Genomic DNA, 14,244 nt, shown 5'->3' with positions numbered 1-14,244 from the left:
CAGGTGGGGGCATGCCCGCGGAACCGGTCCGCATGGGGGCCATGGGGGATGGGAGCCGGTCTTCATTCCGGGATCGGCCGCAGGCCGCCGGTGGCGCGGAAGCGCACTTCGCTCGAAGTGCCGGCGTGGAAGGTGAAGCGTGCGTGCCGCGTGGCGCCGCGATCGAAGTCCTCGCCGGTCAGGAGCACATGCCGGATGCCGGCGCCTTCCACCAGCTCGAGCTGTCCGGGTGCGTAGCTGCCGTTCGGGAACGCGTAGATCGTCACCGGCGTGCCCAGCTTCTCGCGGAAGTAGTCCTGGCACTTGCGCACGTCCTGCTGCAGGTACTCGTCGGTCTCGCAGGCCATGGACGCGTGGGAGTAGGAGTGCGCTCCGAGCTCGTGCTCGCCGGCGATCTGGCGCACTTCTTCGAGGGTCATCATCGGCGTCGGCCGGAAGCCCTCCCAGGCATAGAGTTGCGGCAGCAGCAGGTCCGCCAGCTCGCGCTGCTCGCGGCTGGGCTTGTTCTTGATGAACGCCGACAGCCGCAGGCCGAGCGCGGGGCCGGCGTCGACGCGGAAACCCGGGATGTCCAGTTGCTGCACGATGCGGGCCGGGGCCATGCCGATGAAATCCTGCACCAGCACGTTCAGCGGCGGCCGCTGCGTCTCGATGCATTCCGGGATCACGTTGTGGTTGCAGCGGACGCGGTGGCGCCTCAGCATCGGCGCGGCCACCTCGATGAAGTCCTTGTAGCCGTCGTCGAAGGACAGGATGGCCAGCGGCTTCCGCGCGGCTTCCTCTCCGGCCTCGAACGTGGTGAGCTGGAACTCGCGTGTCAGGAACACCAGGAGTTCGTCGAACAGGGCGGGGCGCAGCGGTGCATAGGAACTGCCGTCGGCGAGGCCCACCCGGTGCAGGTTCAGCACGATCCGCCAGTTGCCGCGGCCGAGTTTCCTGACGCGATAAAGCACGCGCAGGCGGCTGCCGAGCGCCCGCAGCGCCGTCTCCCTGAGCAGCGCCTTCAGGCCGGGCAGGGTCTCGGTCGGCGTGGCCGTGGTGGTGAGCATGTCAGGCCGCCATGTTGGAGGCTTCGCCTCGCTGGATGCTGCACATAATCGAGGAGGTTCTGTTCGATTCATGAGCTAGGCCGACCGGTAGCCGCAGCCACGCCACGTGCGCTAGCTGCGGAAAGTTCGGGACATGGCGCATGGGGTTCCCCATCTCAGTAGCTGCCTGCCTGCTGCGCCACCACAACGGACCTTGTGCTCAGGAGATCGTCGCAATAGGTGTGCCGCGCACTCGGCCTGCCAGGCGCCATCGCATGCTTCAGCGCATACACCTTGTAGAAAAGTTTCAGCTTCTGCAGGAGCTTGCGACCTTGGCGCAGTCCAGGTGCGAACTGGAGATCGTACGCGGCAAGCTCGGCGGCCAGCGAGGGACGCAACGTATCCCGATGGAGAGTGGCGTACGAGAAGATCCTCTCACGCATTTCTACCGTGTCGAGCGGCGAGCCGTGCCATTCCTTGGTGTGGATTTCGCTAAGCAGGGAAAGCAGGACGTTACCGACGTCCATTCGTTCGCTCCATTGCTGCTCACCATGACGCTCCAGCGTGGCATCGATGTCGTTCATGACCGTGAGCAGAACGGCGTCGACTTCGAGCCCCCGCCAGCGGGTGGCGTGCTTCAAGGACGGAGGAATGCCGTGGATGGTAAGTCGCTCGCCATTGCTTTCCTTGCCGATCGCAACGTACAGGGAATCGAGCACGTGGGTGATCCTGCGGGTGTGCAGCAGCAAACTGACACCAGAGGTGTAGTCGCACGCATTAGGTGCGAACAACGTGCCCACGCGACTTCGCACTGCGTCGATTGCATCCTGCCGCGTGACGCAGTTCAGGCCGCGGGGGAAGGGTTGCGTATATACCGTCTTGTCTTTGTATCCACGGAATGCAAGCAGGTTCTCCAACAGATCTTCGGACCTTCGGATCTCGCAGCGGACCGGACCAGCGGACTCGACCTCGCTCCGGAAGCGTCCGTCCTCCTGGATCGACAATCTGGAATCCCAAATCACGCATTCCGGATCCTGCTGGGCAATGATGGATGCCAGCAATGCAAGGCTGCCGCCCCGCATGACCCACCGGTCCGGGAACATCATCAGGTAGCGACCGCGCGCGCGCAGGGAGGCAGCCTCCCAGTTCGCGTCCATTTCCAGCCCGCCACCGGTTCGTATGTACTCGAACCGGGCCGGCAGGTCCGGCCGGGCCCGCAGCCACTCTTCGAGCTCGGTACTGGCCGTCGTGGAGTTGTCCGAAACGATCAGCTCGAAGTCCCGGCAGTTCTGCCGCAGGACGGAGTCCAGCGCCTGCCTGGCCGTCGCGGGACGGTTGCGGGTGGGCACGACGACGGAGAAAAGAGGCTCGCTCATGAGCTCGTGTTGGTTCTGATCCGGGCGATCTGCAGGAGGATGCGATGGCGGACCTCTCCCGCGCACAGTGCCGCGCCCGCATAGGCGCCGGCGGACGCCAGCAGCAGGCAGGCAAGCTGTTCCATCGATGTCTGGGGTGACGGCGCCAGCCAGCGCAGCAACACCGGCACGAAGCAGGCGCCCAGCAACGGCAGCGCGACGTCGTTCCAGTACCAGCGGACCTTGTCCAGGTGGGGCATGCGGGCGAAGAACACGTGCATGCTGATCAGCACATAGCCGGCGGCCAGGCACAGCCAGGCCCAGGCGGCGCCTTCCGCGCCGTAGCGCGGCACGCTCCAGACGATGCCCGGCACGATGACCACGATGGCCACCAGGTTGGTCCCGATGGCCAGTCGCGTCCAGCCCGTCGCCAGCTGGGCGTGGTAGGGGACTCCCATGAAGGCGTGCAGCATGTTGCCCAGCGCAAGCAGCGCCAGCAGGCGCGCCGAGTGTTCCGCCAGTCCGGCGTCGCGCGTCCAGAGCCGCAGCAGGACGTCGGCGAACAGGGCCACCACCACGGCGGTGCTGGCCACCGCCACCGTCATGGCCTGGGCGCCGCGGTGGAAGGTCCGCGCGAAGGCCGCCGTGTCGCCGCTGGCCAGCTGTTCGCACAGCCGCGGGTACACCGCCTGCGTGATCGGCATGATCAGCATGTACAGGCCGCCCGCCACCGTGGCCGCCAGCATGTACTGCCCGAACTCGCGCAGCCCCAGGATCTTCGACAGCAGGATCTTGTCGACCTGCGTCAGCAGGAAGGAGAGCAGGGCGATCAGGAACATGCCCGCGGCGAAGCGCCACACCCCGCGCAAGGCGGCGAGCGAAAAGCGCGCCGGCCGGTCGCCGGCCTCGATGTGCATGTAGGTCACCCGGGACAGCACCAGGATGGTGGCGGCGGACACGGCGGCCTGCCAGGCAAAGAAGGCGGTGAGCGTCGGCGACACCCACGCCAGCACCGCGATGGCGCCGACCCAGCGCACGGTGGCGAGCGCGGACATGACCACGTTCAGCAGCACCTGCTGCTGCAGGCCGACCACCGCGCTGCGGTAGACGCCTTCGGCAAAGCGCAGCGCAGTGACGAAGGCCATGACCGCGAGCGCCTGCGCGACCACCGCGGTGGACAACTGGTTCGCCTGCAGCCAGTGGACGGCCAGCCAGCCCGAGGCGGACCAGACGACGAGTGCCATGGCCGCGGCGATGCCGCCGGCCACCCACTCGGTGCTGCGCAGCAGGTCGCGCACGCCCTGCGCCGTGTGGCCGCCACCGGTGTAGCGGGCCATCTCGCGCGCCAGCGTGGGGTCAGCCCCATGTCCAGCAGCGCGAACCAGCTCTGGAGCACGGCGAACAGCCCGATCAGCCCATAGGCCTCGATCCCGAGGTAGCGGATGTAGACCGGAATGAAGGCAAGCCCCATCACCGCCGACCAGGCCTGGCCGGCGTAGTTGGCGACGAGGTTGCGCTTCAGCATTCCTGAACCCGGTGCCGGCGCTTCAGGCCACGCGTTTCAGGTAGCCGTCGGGCGCCACCGTGATCTGGAGCTTGTCCTGGATGCTCTTGTCCACTTCGAATTCCGGGTGCGACTTCAGGTACTGGCGCACGGCGGTCTTCGGGTTGTTGCCGGGGCCCCAGGGGCGGTCCCCGGCCAGTTCCTTGGGGACGTCCTCGACCACCGTGTCGAAAACCACGCAGTAGCTGCCGACGCTGGTCATGGGCGCGTACGCCTCCAGTTCGGCAAGCACGTGGTCGTGGGTGTGGTTCGAATCCAGGCACACCAGCACGCGCCGGTAGCCCCGCGCCGCGTCCTTCACCTGCTGCACGATCTCGGGCGCGATGCTGGAGCCCTGGATCATCTGGATGCGCGAGGCCATCGGGTGCGCCTCGATGGCCTCGCGGTTGTGGGGCCGGATGTCGATGTCGATGCCGATCACCTTGCGGTTGCTGGCGCTCGGGTCCAGCACGGTGCGCCGTTCGGCCGCATCGCACAGGTCCAGCAGCGCGAGCTGCGAGGCACTGAACACCAGCGAGCCGCCGTGCGCGATGCCCGTCTCCACGATCAGGTCGGGCTTCACCGTCCAGATCAGCTCCTGCATGGCCACGATGTCCTGGGGGTACTGGATGATCGGGCGGCCGAGCCAGAAGTAGTTGTACGAATACCTGGACGTCAGTGATGCGAGCGTGAAGGCCCGGGTGGCCTGGGTCAGGGCGGTGTCGCTCGCATTGGCGGCGACGCGCTGGCTCACCTCGCGTTCGAATTCGGTCGTCATCAGCTTTCCTTGTGCGTGGTATCGATGGGGATGAGTTCGAAGCGGCCGCGCGACATGGCGCGGATCTCCTCGATGTAGTTGGAGTTCATCACGAAGACGGGCGTCCCCGTGGGCAGCCGGTCGATCTCCTCGGCGGGCGCGCCGACGCGCAGGCCCGTGCCGGGCAGGAACTTGCCCTGCTTGGCCGGATTGATGTCGATCACGGTGCCCACGGGTGAGCCCCGGCGCTCCTTCAGGAGGGCGAAGATCACGCCCTTGGAGGCCCCGCCCCAGATGGCGCAGTCGCGCACGCCGTCGAAGTGGGCCAGCGTGGCCGTGAAGTCGTCCGGAAAGGCGACGGCGTCGGCCGGATCGCGCTCGGGCTGGCGCAGCGTGTCGAGTTCGGCCACGACGTAGAGGTACTGCCCGCCGAACAGCCGGCCCGACTCCACGACGCGGCCGAACATGCGGTGGAAATCCGTCAGGCGGAAGTAGTTGACGTGCTCGTAGAAGACGTCGAACCAGGCGCGGCGACGGCAGATCCAGTCGAAGCAGGGAACCTCGATGTAGATCCGGCCGGCGCCGCCGTTGGCGCGGGCCAGCTGGCCCAGGAACGCCACCGGGTCGGGGATGTGCTCCAGCACGTGGCGCAGGATGAGGCCGCGCGCCGGGCTCATCACGCCTTCCGAAAAGACCTCCTTGCGCACCCCGGGGTTGCTGCCTTCGTAGGCGGGATCGAAGCCGGTGATGTCGAAGCCGCCGGCCTGCAGGGTCTCCAGGAAGTGTCCCTTGCCGCAGCCGACCTCCACCAGCCGATCGCGCCCGAGCCCGCGGGCGACCACCTCGGCCACCTGCTGCAGGTGCCGCTGGAACATCCCGCTCACCGCCTGCTCGTTCTGGTAGTGATCGTCGTACTGCATCAGCGCCGGCTCGAACGCGGCGTTGTAGACCAGGCCGCTGCGCAGGTCCTCGACCAGCCGGATGTCGCCCCGGGTGCAGTTCCTTGCCGCAACGGCGGAGTCGTACATCCGGTTCTGGAAGATCGGGAACTGCTGCTGCTCGTAGAGGAGGCGCTGCACGGCTTGCGCTTTCATGGGGCTGCCAGTTCCGCCGGCACGCCGACGACGCAGGGCGGATCGAACAGGTTGTCCGGCCGGGCACCGAAGCGCAGCAGGTCGCGCCGGCCGTAGCCGTCGGCGATCGTCTCGGCCAGTTGCCGCACGGTCACCGGCACGCCGGAGCAGACATTCAGCGCGCCCCGCTGGTCCCCCAGGGCGGCGAGCGCGATCCTGGCACCCGCCTCGCGCACGTCGAGGAAGTCGCGGATCTGGTTGCCGCTGGTGAGTTCCGCCGGCTGCCCGGCCTGCAACTGCCGGTGCAGGTAGGGCACCAGCCGGCGTGGGTCCTCGCCCTCGCCGTGCAGGTAGAAGAGGCGGCACCAGGCGAACTCGACGCCCGCGGCCGGCAGCAACTGCCCCAGGACCTGGAAGGCCGAGGCCTTGCAGGCCGCATAGAGCGTCTGCGGCTTCAGCGGGGTGTCCGCGCGCAGCGTGCCCTGGCCGAGGTCGTACTCCGCGCAGGTGCCCACCCCGACGAATCTGCGCACGCCCGCTTCGCTGCAGGCCCGGGCGAGCTCGATGGTGCCGGTCAGGCAGTCCAGGTTGCGCGGCGACTGCAGGTAGGCGCCGGGTTCGGCATACCAGGCGAGGTGGATGACGGTGTCGACGCCGGCCAGCACCGGGCGCCACCAGTCGCGGCCGGCGGCGAACAGGTCGGCGCACTCGACGATCTCGGTGCGCGCGCCTTGCGGTGCCGCCGGCGCGCTGCCGCTGCGCTGCACCAGCCGCAGCGGGACGTCGCGCGCCGCCAGGAAGCGCAGCACCTGGCGGCCGACGAAACCGCTGGAACCGGTCAGGAGGATCATGCCGCGGCGTCCTGGTGCACCCGGATGTCCGGGACGGCCGTGACGTAGCGCACGCCGCGCAGGCCGGCCGCGTGCAGGGTCTGGCGGACCTCCGCGGCGATGTTCCACGGCAGGATCAGCACGTCGTCAGGCCGGCCTTCGAGCAGGGCGGACGGCGGCAGGATCGGGACGTGGCTGCCGGGCATGAACTTGCCCTGCTTGGCCGCCGCCGCGTCGCACACGTAGGGCAGCAGGTCCGGCTTGACGCCGGCGTAATTCAGCAGCGTGTTGCCCTTGGCGGCGGCACCGTAGGCGGCCACCTTCCGGCCGGCGCGCTTCTGCTCGATCAGGAAGGCGAGCAGGTCGTCCTTGACGCGGTCGGCGCGCGCCTGGAAGGCCGCGTAGGGGGCGAGGGTGCGCAAGCCGTGCCGATCTTCCTCTGCCAGCAGCCGCTCCACCGCGGCGGCGGTCGCGCGCGGGTCGGACGCATGGCAGCCGTACACGCGCAGGCTGCCCCCGTGGGTCGGGAGTTCCTCGACGTCCCACACCCGCAGGCCGGCGGCGGCGAAGATGCGCTGCACGGCGGCGAGCGACAGGTAGGAGAAGTGCTCGTGGTAGACGGTATCGAACTGGCACTGCTCGATCAGCCGCATCACGTGCGGGAACTCGAGCGTGATGGTCCCCTGCGGCTTCAGGACGGCCGCCAGCCCGCGCGTGAAGTCGTTGATGTCGGGGACGTGGGCGTAGACGTTGTTGCCGGCGATCAGGTCGGCCCGCCTGCCTTGCGCCGCCAGCCGGCTGCCCACGGCTTCGCCGAAGAATTCGCGCAGCACCGGGACGCCGAGGGACTCCGCCGCCGCCGCGGTGCTGGCGGTGGGCTCGATGCCCAGGCACGGGATGCCGGCGGCCACGAAGTTCTTCAGCAGGTAGCCGTCGTTGGACGCCACCTCGATCACGAAGCTGCCCGATCCCAGATCGAGCCGGCGTGTCATGCGGGTGGCGTACTCCGCCGCATGCTGCAGCCACCCGCTCGAGGTGCTGGAGAAATAGGCGTAGTCGGCGCTGAACAGCTCGTCGGCGCCGGCGTAGTCCTCGGTCTGCACCAGCCAGCAGCCGTCGCACACCATGATGCGCAGCGGGTAGTACTTCTCGGGGCGGCTCAGGTCCGCGGCGGCCAGGTACGCGTTGGACGGCGGCGCGAAGCCGAGATCCAGGAAGGTGTGCGTGAGCGGCGCGGCGCAATGGCGGCATTTCATACGGCGACCCCTGCAAATTCCTCGTCCAGCACCGGGTGCTGGGTGTCCCTGTGCGAGATCTCGGTGATCGGCAAGGGCCATTCGATGGCCAGCCGCCGGTCACTCGGATGCAGGCCGCCTTCCGCGGCCGGCGCATAGGCCGCCGAATGGCAATACAGAAGCTCCACGTCCTCGGTGAGGGCCTGAAAGCCGTGTGCGAAGCCCTCGGGCAGCAGCAGGGCGCGGCCGTTCTCGGCGGAGAGCGTTTCCGCGTGCCACTGCAGGAAGGTCGGCGAGCCGCTGCGAAGGTCCACCGCCACGTCCCACACCTCGCCCTTGAGGCAGGTCACCAGCTTCATCTCCGCGTGGGGGGCGCTGGTAGTGCATGCCGCGCACCGTCCCGCGGCGCGCCGTGAAGGTGTGGTTGATCTGGGCGATTGGCTTGTCCCAGCCCGCGCTCGCCAGTTCCCCGGCGCAGAAGATCCGCGCGAGGAAACCGCGACTGTCGCCCATGCGCTGCCGGACGACCGCGCGCAATCCGTCCAGGGGCAGCGGCTCGAAGGTGAAGCGGCTCATTCGGCCTCCTCCCAGGCGGCGATCTCGGCTTCGCACAGCGCCCGTGCAGCGGCACCGTCCCGCTGTTGCAGGTACCAGGCCATGGTCCTGCGGACGCCCTCGGCCAGCGACCAGCGCGGCCGGAAACCGAGGGCGCTGCGCGCCTTGGCGATCTCCAGCGCGAGCCAGCCGGCCTCGTGCGGGCCTTCGCTGCCGTCGCCATAGTGCACCTGCGCGCCGGGCCATTCACCGCGCGCGAGTTCGACCACCGTTTTCACCGTCGCCGCTTCGTGCGTCAGCGGGCCGAAGTTCCAGCCGCCGCAGACGCCGGGGTCGCTCCAGGCCCTTTCGGCCAGCGCGAGATAGCCGGCGAGCGGCTCCAGAACGTGCTGCCACGGCCGGATCGCGTCCGGGCGGCGGATCTGCAGCGGCGTCCCGGAGGCCCAGGCCTTCACCGCGTCGGGCAACAGGCGGTCAGCGGACCAGTCGCCTCCGCCGATGACGTTGCCGGCGCGGGCGGTCGCGACCGTCACGCCCTGTGCCCGCAGGAAGGCGTCGCGGTAGCTGGCCGTCACGATTTCGCAGGCCGCCTTGCTGGCGCTGTACGGATCGTGCCCGCCGAGCGCGTCGTCCTCTCGGTAGGGGTAGGGCTGCTCGAGGTTGCGGTAGACCTTGTCGGTCGTGATGACCAGCGCGACGCGCACCCCGGACATGCCGCGCAGTGCTTCGAGCAGGTGCGCCGTCCCCATCACGTTGGTCGCAAAGGTGTCGACCGGCCGGGCATAGCCTTCGCGTACGAGCGGCTGCGCCGCAAGGTGCAGCACGATCTGGGGTTCCGCCGGCCGCACGCGCGCCGCCAGGGCGGACGGATCACGGATGTCGCAGATCTGGCTGGAGCAAAGCTGGGCGACCTGCGCGAGCGAGAACAGGCTCGGCTGGGTGGCCGGCTCCAGGCCGATGCCGGTGACCCTGGCGCCGAGCCGGTGCAGCCAGATCGCGAGCCACGCACCCTTGAATCCGGTGTGGCCGGTGAGCAGGACCTGCTTGCCGCGCCAGAACGAGGGATCCGGTCGGTTGCGCCCGCTCATTTCCAGATCTTCCACGGAGCCTGCCCCGAGGCCCAGAGCTCCTCCAGCAGGTTCTTGTCGCGCAGCGTGTCCATCGGCTGCCAGAAGCCATGGTGTTCGAACGCCATCATCTCGCCCCGTTCGGCCAGTTCCGTGAGCGGCGGGCCCTCCCAGCTGGTGGCGTCACCCTCGATCAACTCGAGGCACTTGGGCGCAAGGACGAAGAATCCGCCGTTGATCATCCCACCGTCGCCCCGCGGCTTCTCCACGAAGCGTGTCACCCGGTCGCCCTTGCGTTCGATGGCGCCATAGCGTCCCGGCGGCAGCACCGCGGTGACGGTGGCCATCTTTCCGTGGCGCAGGTGGAAGTCGATCGACGCGGCGATGTCGACGTTGCTCAGCCCGTCGCCGTAGGTGAAGCAGAAGGCTTCCTCGTCGCGGATGTGGTCGGCCACGCGCTTCAGGCGCCCGCCCGTGAGCGTCTCGTCGCCCGTGTCGACCAGGGTGACCCGCCAGGGCTCCGCCTTGCGCTGGTGCACCACCATCCGGTTGTCGCTCAGGTCGAACGTGACGTCCGACATGTGCAGGAAGTAGTTGGCGAAGTACTCCTTGATGACGTAGCCCTTGTAGCCGCAGCAGATGATGAAGTCGTTCACGCCGTGCGCGGAGTACAGCTTCAGGATGTGCCAGAGGATCGGCTTGCCGCCGATCTCGATCATCGGCTTCGGCTTGAGGTGCGTTTCCTCGGAAATGCGGGTGCCGAGCCCGCCGGCGAGGATGACTGCTTTCATGGCCATTGTTCTTTCCTCCTTTGCTGCTTCCGGAGGCCGTCAGAGCGACTGCACGTACCAGCGCATGGCCTCGGCCACGCCCTGCTCGATCCGGTGCGTCGGCGCATAGCCCAGGAGGCGCCGGGCCTTGCCGATGTCGGCCTGGCTGTGGCGCACATCGCCGGGACGGAAGTCGCGGTACGTGGGTCTGAGGTCGGCGCGCACGCCCTGGGAGGCGAGGTTGTCCCGGATCAGCTCGAACAGCCGGTTCAAGGTGGTGCGGTCGCCGACGGCCACGTTGTAGACCTGGTTGCGCGCGGCCGGATCGGTGGCGACGGCCGCGAGCAGGTTGGCCTGGATCGCGTTCTCGATGTAGCAGAAGTCGCGGCTGGTCTCGCCGTCGCCGTTGATGAACACCTCCTCGCCCCTGATCATGGAGGAGGCCCACTTCGGCACCACCGCCGCATAGGTCGAGTCCGGGTTCTGCCGGCGGCCGAAGACGTTGAAGTAGCGCAGCCCGACGGTGTGGAAGTCGTAGCGCTGCGCGAACACGTCGGCGTACAGCTCGTTCACGTACTTCGTCACCGCGTAAGGCGACAGCGGCTTGCCGATGTGCTCCTCGACCTTCGGCAGGGCCGGGTGGTCGCCGTAGGTGGAACTGCTGGCGGCGTATGTGAAGCTGGCCACCTTGGCGTCACGCGCCGCAACCAGCATGTTCAGGAAGCCGTCGATGTTGGTGCCATTGGTGGTGAGCGGGTCGGCCAGCGACCGGGGCACCGATCCGAGCGCGGCCTGGTGCAGCACGTGGTCCACGCCCTCGCACGCGCCCCGGCAGTCGTCGAGCTTGCGGATGTCGCCTTCATGGAAGGTGAAGCGCGCCCACTGCTGCGGAGTGACGCTCGCGCGGATCTCGTCCAGGTTCGCCTGCAGCCCGGTGGCGAAGTTGTCCAGGCCGATCACGCGCTGGTCCAGGTGCAGCAGCGCCTCCAGCAGGTTGCAGCCGATGAAGCCGGCGCAGCCGGTCACCAGCCAGGTCCTGGGCTGGCCGGGAAGTCGCTGGAGCAGGTCCTGGTATGGGCTCATCTGGAACCGTTCACAGGCGGCACGCGGCCGCGCAGCTTCTCATTCAGGCCCATCTGCCGACTTCCTCCCCGGAAATTGCTCACTGCGCGCCTCGCGCCGACTTCTTTGCCGGCGCCTCGGCCTGCGTCTTCAACTCGCGCTGCAGCCCTGTGATCTCCGCCTGCAGCGCCTCGTATTCCGCCATCTTCCTTCGCAGGAAGTTGCTGGTCATGCGTGCCTTCTGCGCGATGCCCTTGGGCGTGAGCAGGTACGCGTAACCGAGATGGTGCTTCGAGTTCGCGAAGTTCCCCAGTTTCACCAGTCCCTTTTCGATCAGCGCCTTCATGCAGTAGTGCAACTTGCCGTTGCTGACCCCCAGCTTCGCGGCCAGCTCGCGCTGGGACAGGTCAGGGTGTTCCTGCAGCAGGCGCAGCACGCGGAAATGCAGGTCCTCTGCGAGATCGGAATGTCTGCTGGCCACGGCGTTGATCGAGTCCTCGTCCGGTCCGGCGAACCGCCGGACCGTTCAAGAGTGAGCAGTGTAGCAGCGTCGGAGTTCGCGCAGGAAGGTCGCCGGCCCGTTCTTCCTACGGCCGAGCAGGTTCGCGAGTATCGATCTTCCGGTACAGGAAAGGCCTGCGAAACATGCCGCCGAAATGGTGCAGATTCATGCCGCGCACGGTGATCAGGGTCTTCCCGGGGGCAGCTTCCCGGTCAGGTCCACGTCCCATTCGAACCGATAGTCCGTCAGCCACCAGGGTTCGCGTACCGGCCGGTGCGCGACCAGCGTGCCATTGACGTACAACCAGCACTCGTTGAACAGGCCGGGGAACATCAGGTGGAGGTTCCCCGCGGCCTGGGACGGCGTGAGATCCAGCTCCGTCTGGTACCAGTAGTAGCCCACGAAGCTCTGGCCGTCCGGCAGCAGCACGCCCTGTCCCTGCAGGTAGGTGTCGGTGCGCAGCCGCTCCGAAGGCTGGCCGTCGGCGCCCGCGCGCGTGTATGCCCAGCCGCGGGCGAGCCCCGTGTCGTACGGATCGCGGCGGAACGACCATTCGAGCGGCGTGCGCGCAACCAGCGTGCCCCTGGGTCCATTCGTCAGTTGCGCCAGCTCCCGCATCTGCTGCACTTCCCCCGGCAACCAGCTATGGCCCTTCTCGCCGAAGCGCTTGTAGGTGGTGAAGGTGGGGTTCATCGCGGTGAGCCGCTCGCGCGTGGCCAGCGCCTTGTCGCCCAGTGCCGCGGACTTCGCATAGTCACCGTCGCTGGCCGCGGCGCGCACCATGGCGGTGTAGTCGTCGATCAGCGCGAAGGAGAGTTCGGTGAACTGCATGCGCTGCAGGTACAGCGCCTCGTTGCGGCCGAGCCCGCTGCGGGCCTTCAGCGGCGCCACGGCACGCTGCGCGGCCCGCAGGCTGGCACGCAGCCGCTCCACCAGTTCGGGCGTGTAGATCACCGGCGCGATGTAGTGTTCGTGCTCGGTCACCAGGGTGGCCTTCCAGGCGTCGAAGATCGCCTCCCAGTACTCGCGCATCGGGACCGCGGCGGGTCCGTAGAAGGCCGGATAGAACTCCGCCAGCATGGCATCGACGTCGGCGTCCGGGTTCCACAGCAGCTGCAGCCGGAAGTACAGGTTCAGGAACGTGGTGGCGGTCGCGCCGCGGCTTTCCGTGCTGACCCCGAGGATGCCCGCCTTGCGGTAGTGGCGGACATCCTGCGCGAACACGTGGTGCGAGGGATTGGGCAGGTCGCGCCAGACCAGCTGTCCCTGGTCGTAGTCGTAGATCGCGAGCCGCCCCTTGAGCAGCTCGGCCCACCGGTACATCATGCCGCGGTACTCCTGCCGCGGCGCGGAGCGCGGGTCGTCCATGCCGTGGTTGGGGTCGATGTCGATCGGCGCCAGCCACATCACGACGTTGGGCTCGATCTGCGTCACGCTCTGCGGCGGCAGGGTGACGTTCGCGTAGGCGAGGCCGCCGATGCGCGTCGGGCTGGCGGGGTACTTCTCGCGCAGCGTGCGCGCGACGCTGTTGTACAAGCTCATCATCGGGTCGGTGTTCGACAGCGCGAGCATGTACTTGTCGAAGATGCGCGCCTGGAGCGCGCGGTCCCGGGGCGAGTCGTTGCGGTAGATGCCGTCCTCGATGGCCAGTGAAATCCCCGGCACGCCCTTTGCGTATTCGGCTTCGATCTGGCGCGCCACCTCGGCTGCCGTCGCGGGCTCGGCCAGGGGCACGTCGAACAGGGACTTCCCTTGCGGAACCAGTGCCTTGGTGTACTTGCCCAGTGCGTGCCCGAAGACGGGCAAGGGCGAGGGGTTGGAGAAGTTGCGGCGCTGGAAGTCAGCCGAACCGCTGGTGTCCGCCAGCCAGCCGAGGACGTAGTTGCGGATCTCGAACGGCGAGCCGTAGGCGTGGTCGAGCGCGCCGACCTGCAGCGTCCGGTGCTCCGGCACCACCTCGCCGAACTCCGTCGGCATGTACCACCGGCAGCCCCAGTCCTGCAGCAGCTGCGACACCGCGAAGGCGTGCGCCCTGTCGTTGTTGCCCGCGAGGTAGAGCCGGTCGCCGCTGCGGCGGCGGACCATCGCGTCGGCGTTGACCAGCGGGTCCTTCTTGGCCGCCGCGCGCAGGCGGGCTGCGAGGCTGCCGTCCTCGGCCAGCGCCACCCGGCCCACCAGGATCGCGGGGCCCGTGGGGGCGCGGGTTCCGGAGGGAATCACCTGCAGCGGCAGGCGGGCGCCCGTCATCAGCTCCACGTACTTCACCAGGTCGGCGGCGGCGTCCTTTTCCACCGGCCCGGCGTCGGCGGAGAGGAAGACCGGCGTGAGGGCACGGCCGTCCTGCACGACCGTGAGCATGTCGGTCGCCGGCGAACCGGCCACCTGCGCCAGCGCCACACCGGTCCCGCACCAGAGCGCCACGAGCGTGCAAAGTATCTTCAGCATGTCAACCGCGAGTCGAGCCAGG

12 protein-coding genes and 1 pseudogene are annotated in these 14,244 nt (G+C 68.3%); all 13 read right to left on the bottom strand.

Going from position 1 to position 14,244, the window contains the following annotated elements; all coding sequences use genetic code 11:
• Positions 1-62: 62 nt before the first annotated feature.
• The 13 genes and pseudogenes from HK415_RS11640 to HK415_RS11580 all read right to left on the bottom strand — a co-directional run bounded on the left by HK415_RS11640 (position 63) and on the right by HK415_RS11580 (position 14,222).
• A complete protein-coding gene (locus HK415_RS11640) occupies positions 63-1,049 on the bottom strand; it encodes a polysaccharide deacetylase family protein (protein WP_171559287.1) in 987 nt (328 codons plus the stop codon).
• 155 nt (positions 1,050-1,204) lie between these two features.
• A complete protein-coding gene (locus HK415_RS11635; RefSeq protein ID WP_171559283.1) occupies positions 1,205-2,404 on the bottom strand; it encodes a glycosyltransferase family 2 protein in 1,200 nt (399 codons plus the stop codon).
• Positions 2,401-3,768, bottom strand: coding sequence for a lipopolysaccharide biosynthesis protein (locus HK415_RS11630; protein ID WP_256373099.1), 1,368 nt, complete (start codon positions 3,766-3,768; stop codon positions 2,401-2,403). The genes HK415_RS11635 and HK415_RS11630 overlap by 4 nt, the downstream gene beginning before the upstream one ends.
• A gap of 162 nt (positions 3,769-3,930) precedes the next feature.
• Entirely contained in the window at positions 3,931-4,704 is a 774-nt protein-coding gene (locus HK415_RS11625) for a cephalosporin hydroxylase family protein (protein ID WP_171559274.1), read from the bottom strand.
• The gene (locus HK415_RS11620) at positions 4,704-5,777 is read right to left on the bottom strand and encodes a class I SAM-dependent methyltransferase (RefSeq protein ID WP_171559270.1); all 1,074 of its coding nucleotides are present in this window, start codon (positions 5,775-5,777) and stop codon (positions 4,704-4,706) included. The genes HK415_RS11625 and HK415_RS11620 overlap by 1 nt, the downstream gene beginning before the upstream one ends.
• A complete protein-coding gene (locus HK415_RS11615; protein WP_171559266.1) occupies positions 5,774-6,607 on the bottom strand; it encodes an NAD-dependent epimerase/dehydratase family protein in 834 nt (277 codons plus the stop codon). Before HK415_RS11615 ends, HK415_RS11620 begins: the two co-directional genes overlap by 4 nt.
• On the bottom strand, positions 6,604-7,842 hold the full coding sequence (locus HK415_RS11610; RefSeq protein ID WP_171559261.1) for a class I SAM-dependent methyltransferase: 1,239 nt from the start codon (positions 7,840-7,842) through the stop codon (positions 6,604-6,606). The genes HK415_RS11615 and HK415_RS11610 overlap by 4 nt, the downstream gene beginning before the upstream one ends.
• Positions 7,839-8,397: pseudogene (locus tag HK415_RS11605) on the bottom strand (dTDP-4-dehydrorhamnose 3,5-epimerase family protein). Before HK415_RS11605 ends, HK415_RS11610 begins: the two are co-directional and overlap by 4 nt.
• Positions 8,394-9,464, bottom strand: coding sequence for a CDP-glucose 4,6-dehydratase (rfbG, locus tag HK415_RS11600; RefSeq protein ID WP_171559257.1), 1,071 nt, complete (start codon positions 9,462-9,464; stop codon positions 8,394-8,396). Before rfbG ends, HK415_RS11605 begins: the two are co-directional and overlap by 4 nt.
• Complete coding sequence (rfbF, locus tag HK415_RS11595; protein WP_171559254.1) at positions 9,461-10,234, bottom strand: glucose-1-phosphate cytidylyltransferase; 774 nt, start codon at positions 10,232-10,234, stop codon at positions 9,461-9,463. The genes rfbG and rfbF overlap by 4 nt, the downstream gene beginning before the upstream one ends.
• Positions 10,235-10,273: 39 nt before the next feature.
• Complete coding sequence (locus HK415_RS11590) at positions 10,274-11,296, bottom strand: NAD-dependent epimerase/dehydratase family protein (RefSeq protein ID WP_171559250.1); 1,023 nt, start codon at positions 11,294-11,296, stop codon at positions 10,274-10,276.
• 79 nt (positions 11,297-11,375) lie between these two features.
• Entirely contained in the window at positions 11,376-11,756 is a 381-nt protein-coding gene (locus HK415_RS11585) for a MarR family EPS-associated transcriptional regulator (RefSeq protein WP_171559245.1), read from the bottom strand.
• A 204-nt stretch (positions 11,757-11,960) separates the two neighbouring features.
• On the bottom strand, positions 11,961-14,222 hold the full coding sequence (locus HK415_RS11580; protein ID WP_171559241.1) for a DUF4838 domain-containing protein: 2,262 nt from the start codon (positions 14,220-14,222) through the stop codon (positions 11,961-11,963).
• Between the last annotated feature and the right edge of the window lie 22 nt (positions 14,223-14,244).

The organism is Ramlibacter montanisoli (assembly GCF_013087525.1).
GTDB classification, from domain to species: Bacteria; Pseudomonadota; Gammaproteobacteria; order Burkholderiales; family Burkholderiaceae_C; genus Ramlibacter; species Ramlibacter montanisoli.
This window is presented reverse-complemented; position numbering and strand designations above follow the sequence as displayed.

Coding starts and splice junctions, on each gene's coding strand:
- HK415_RS11640 (WP_171559287.1), bottom strand. CDS start 1,049: ATGCTCACCACCACGGCCACGCCGACCGAGACCCTGCCCGGCCTGAAG.
- HK415_RS11635 (WP_171559283.1), bottom strand. CDS start 2,404: ATGAGCGAGCCTCTTTTCTCCGTCGTCGTGCCCACCCGCAACCGTCCC.
- HK415_RS11625 (WP_171559274.1), bottom strand. CDS start 4,704: ATGACGACCGAATTCGAACGCGAGGTGAGCCAGCGCGTCGCCGCCAAT.
- HK415_RS11620 (WP_171559270.1), bottom strand. CDS start 5,777: ATGAAAGCGCAAGCCGTGCAGCGCCTCCTCTACGAGCAGCAGCAGTTC.
- HK415_RS11615 (WP_171559266.1), bottom strand. CDS start 6,607: ATGATCCTCCTGACCGGTTCCAGCGGTTTCGTCGGCCGCCAGGTGCTG.
- HK415_RS11610 (WP_171559261.1), bottom strand. CDS start 7,842: ATGAAATGCCGCCATTGCGCCGCGCCGCTCACGCACACCTTCCTGGAT.
- rfbG (WP_171559257.1), bottom strand. CDS start 9,464: ATGAGCGGGCGCAACCGACCGGATCCCTCGTTCTGGCGCGGCAAGCAG.
- rfbF (WP_171559254.1), bottom strand. CDS start 10,234: ATGAAAGCAGTCATCCTCGCCGGCGGGCTCGGCACCCGCATTTCCGAG.
- HK415_RS11590 (WP_171559250.1), bottom strand. CDS start 11,296: ATGAGCCCATACCAGGACCTGCTCCAGCGACTTCCCGGCCAGCCCAGG.
- HK415_RS11580 (WP_171559241.1), bottom strand. CDS start 14,222: ATGCTGAAGATACTTTGCACGCTCGTGGCGCTCTGGTGCGGGACCGGT.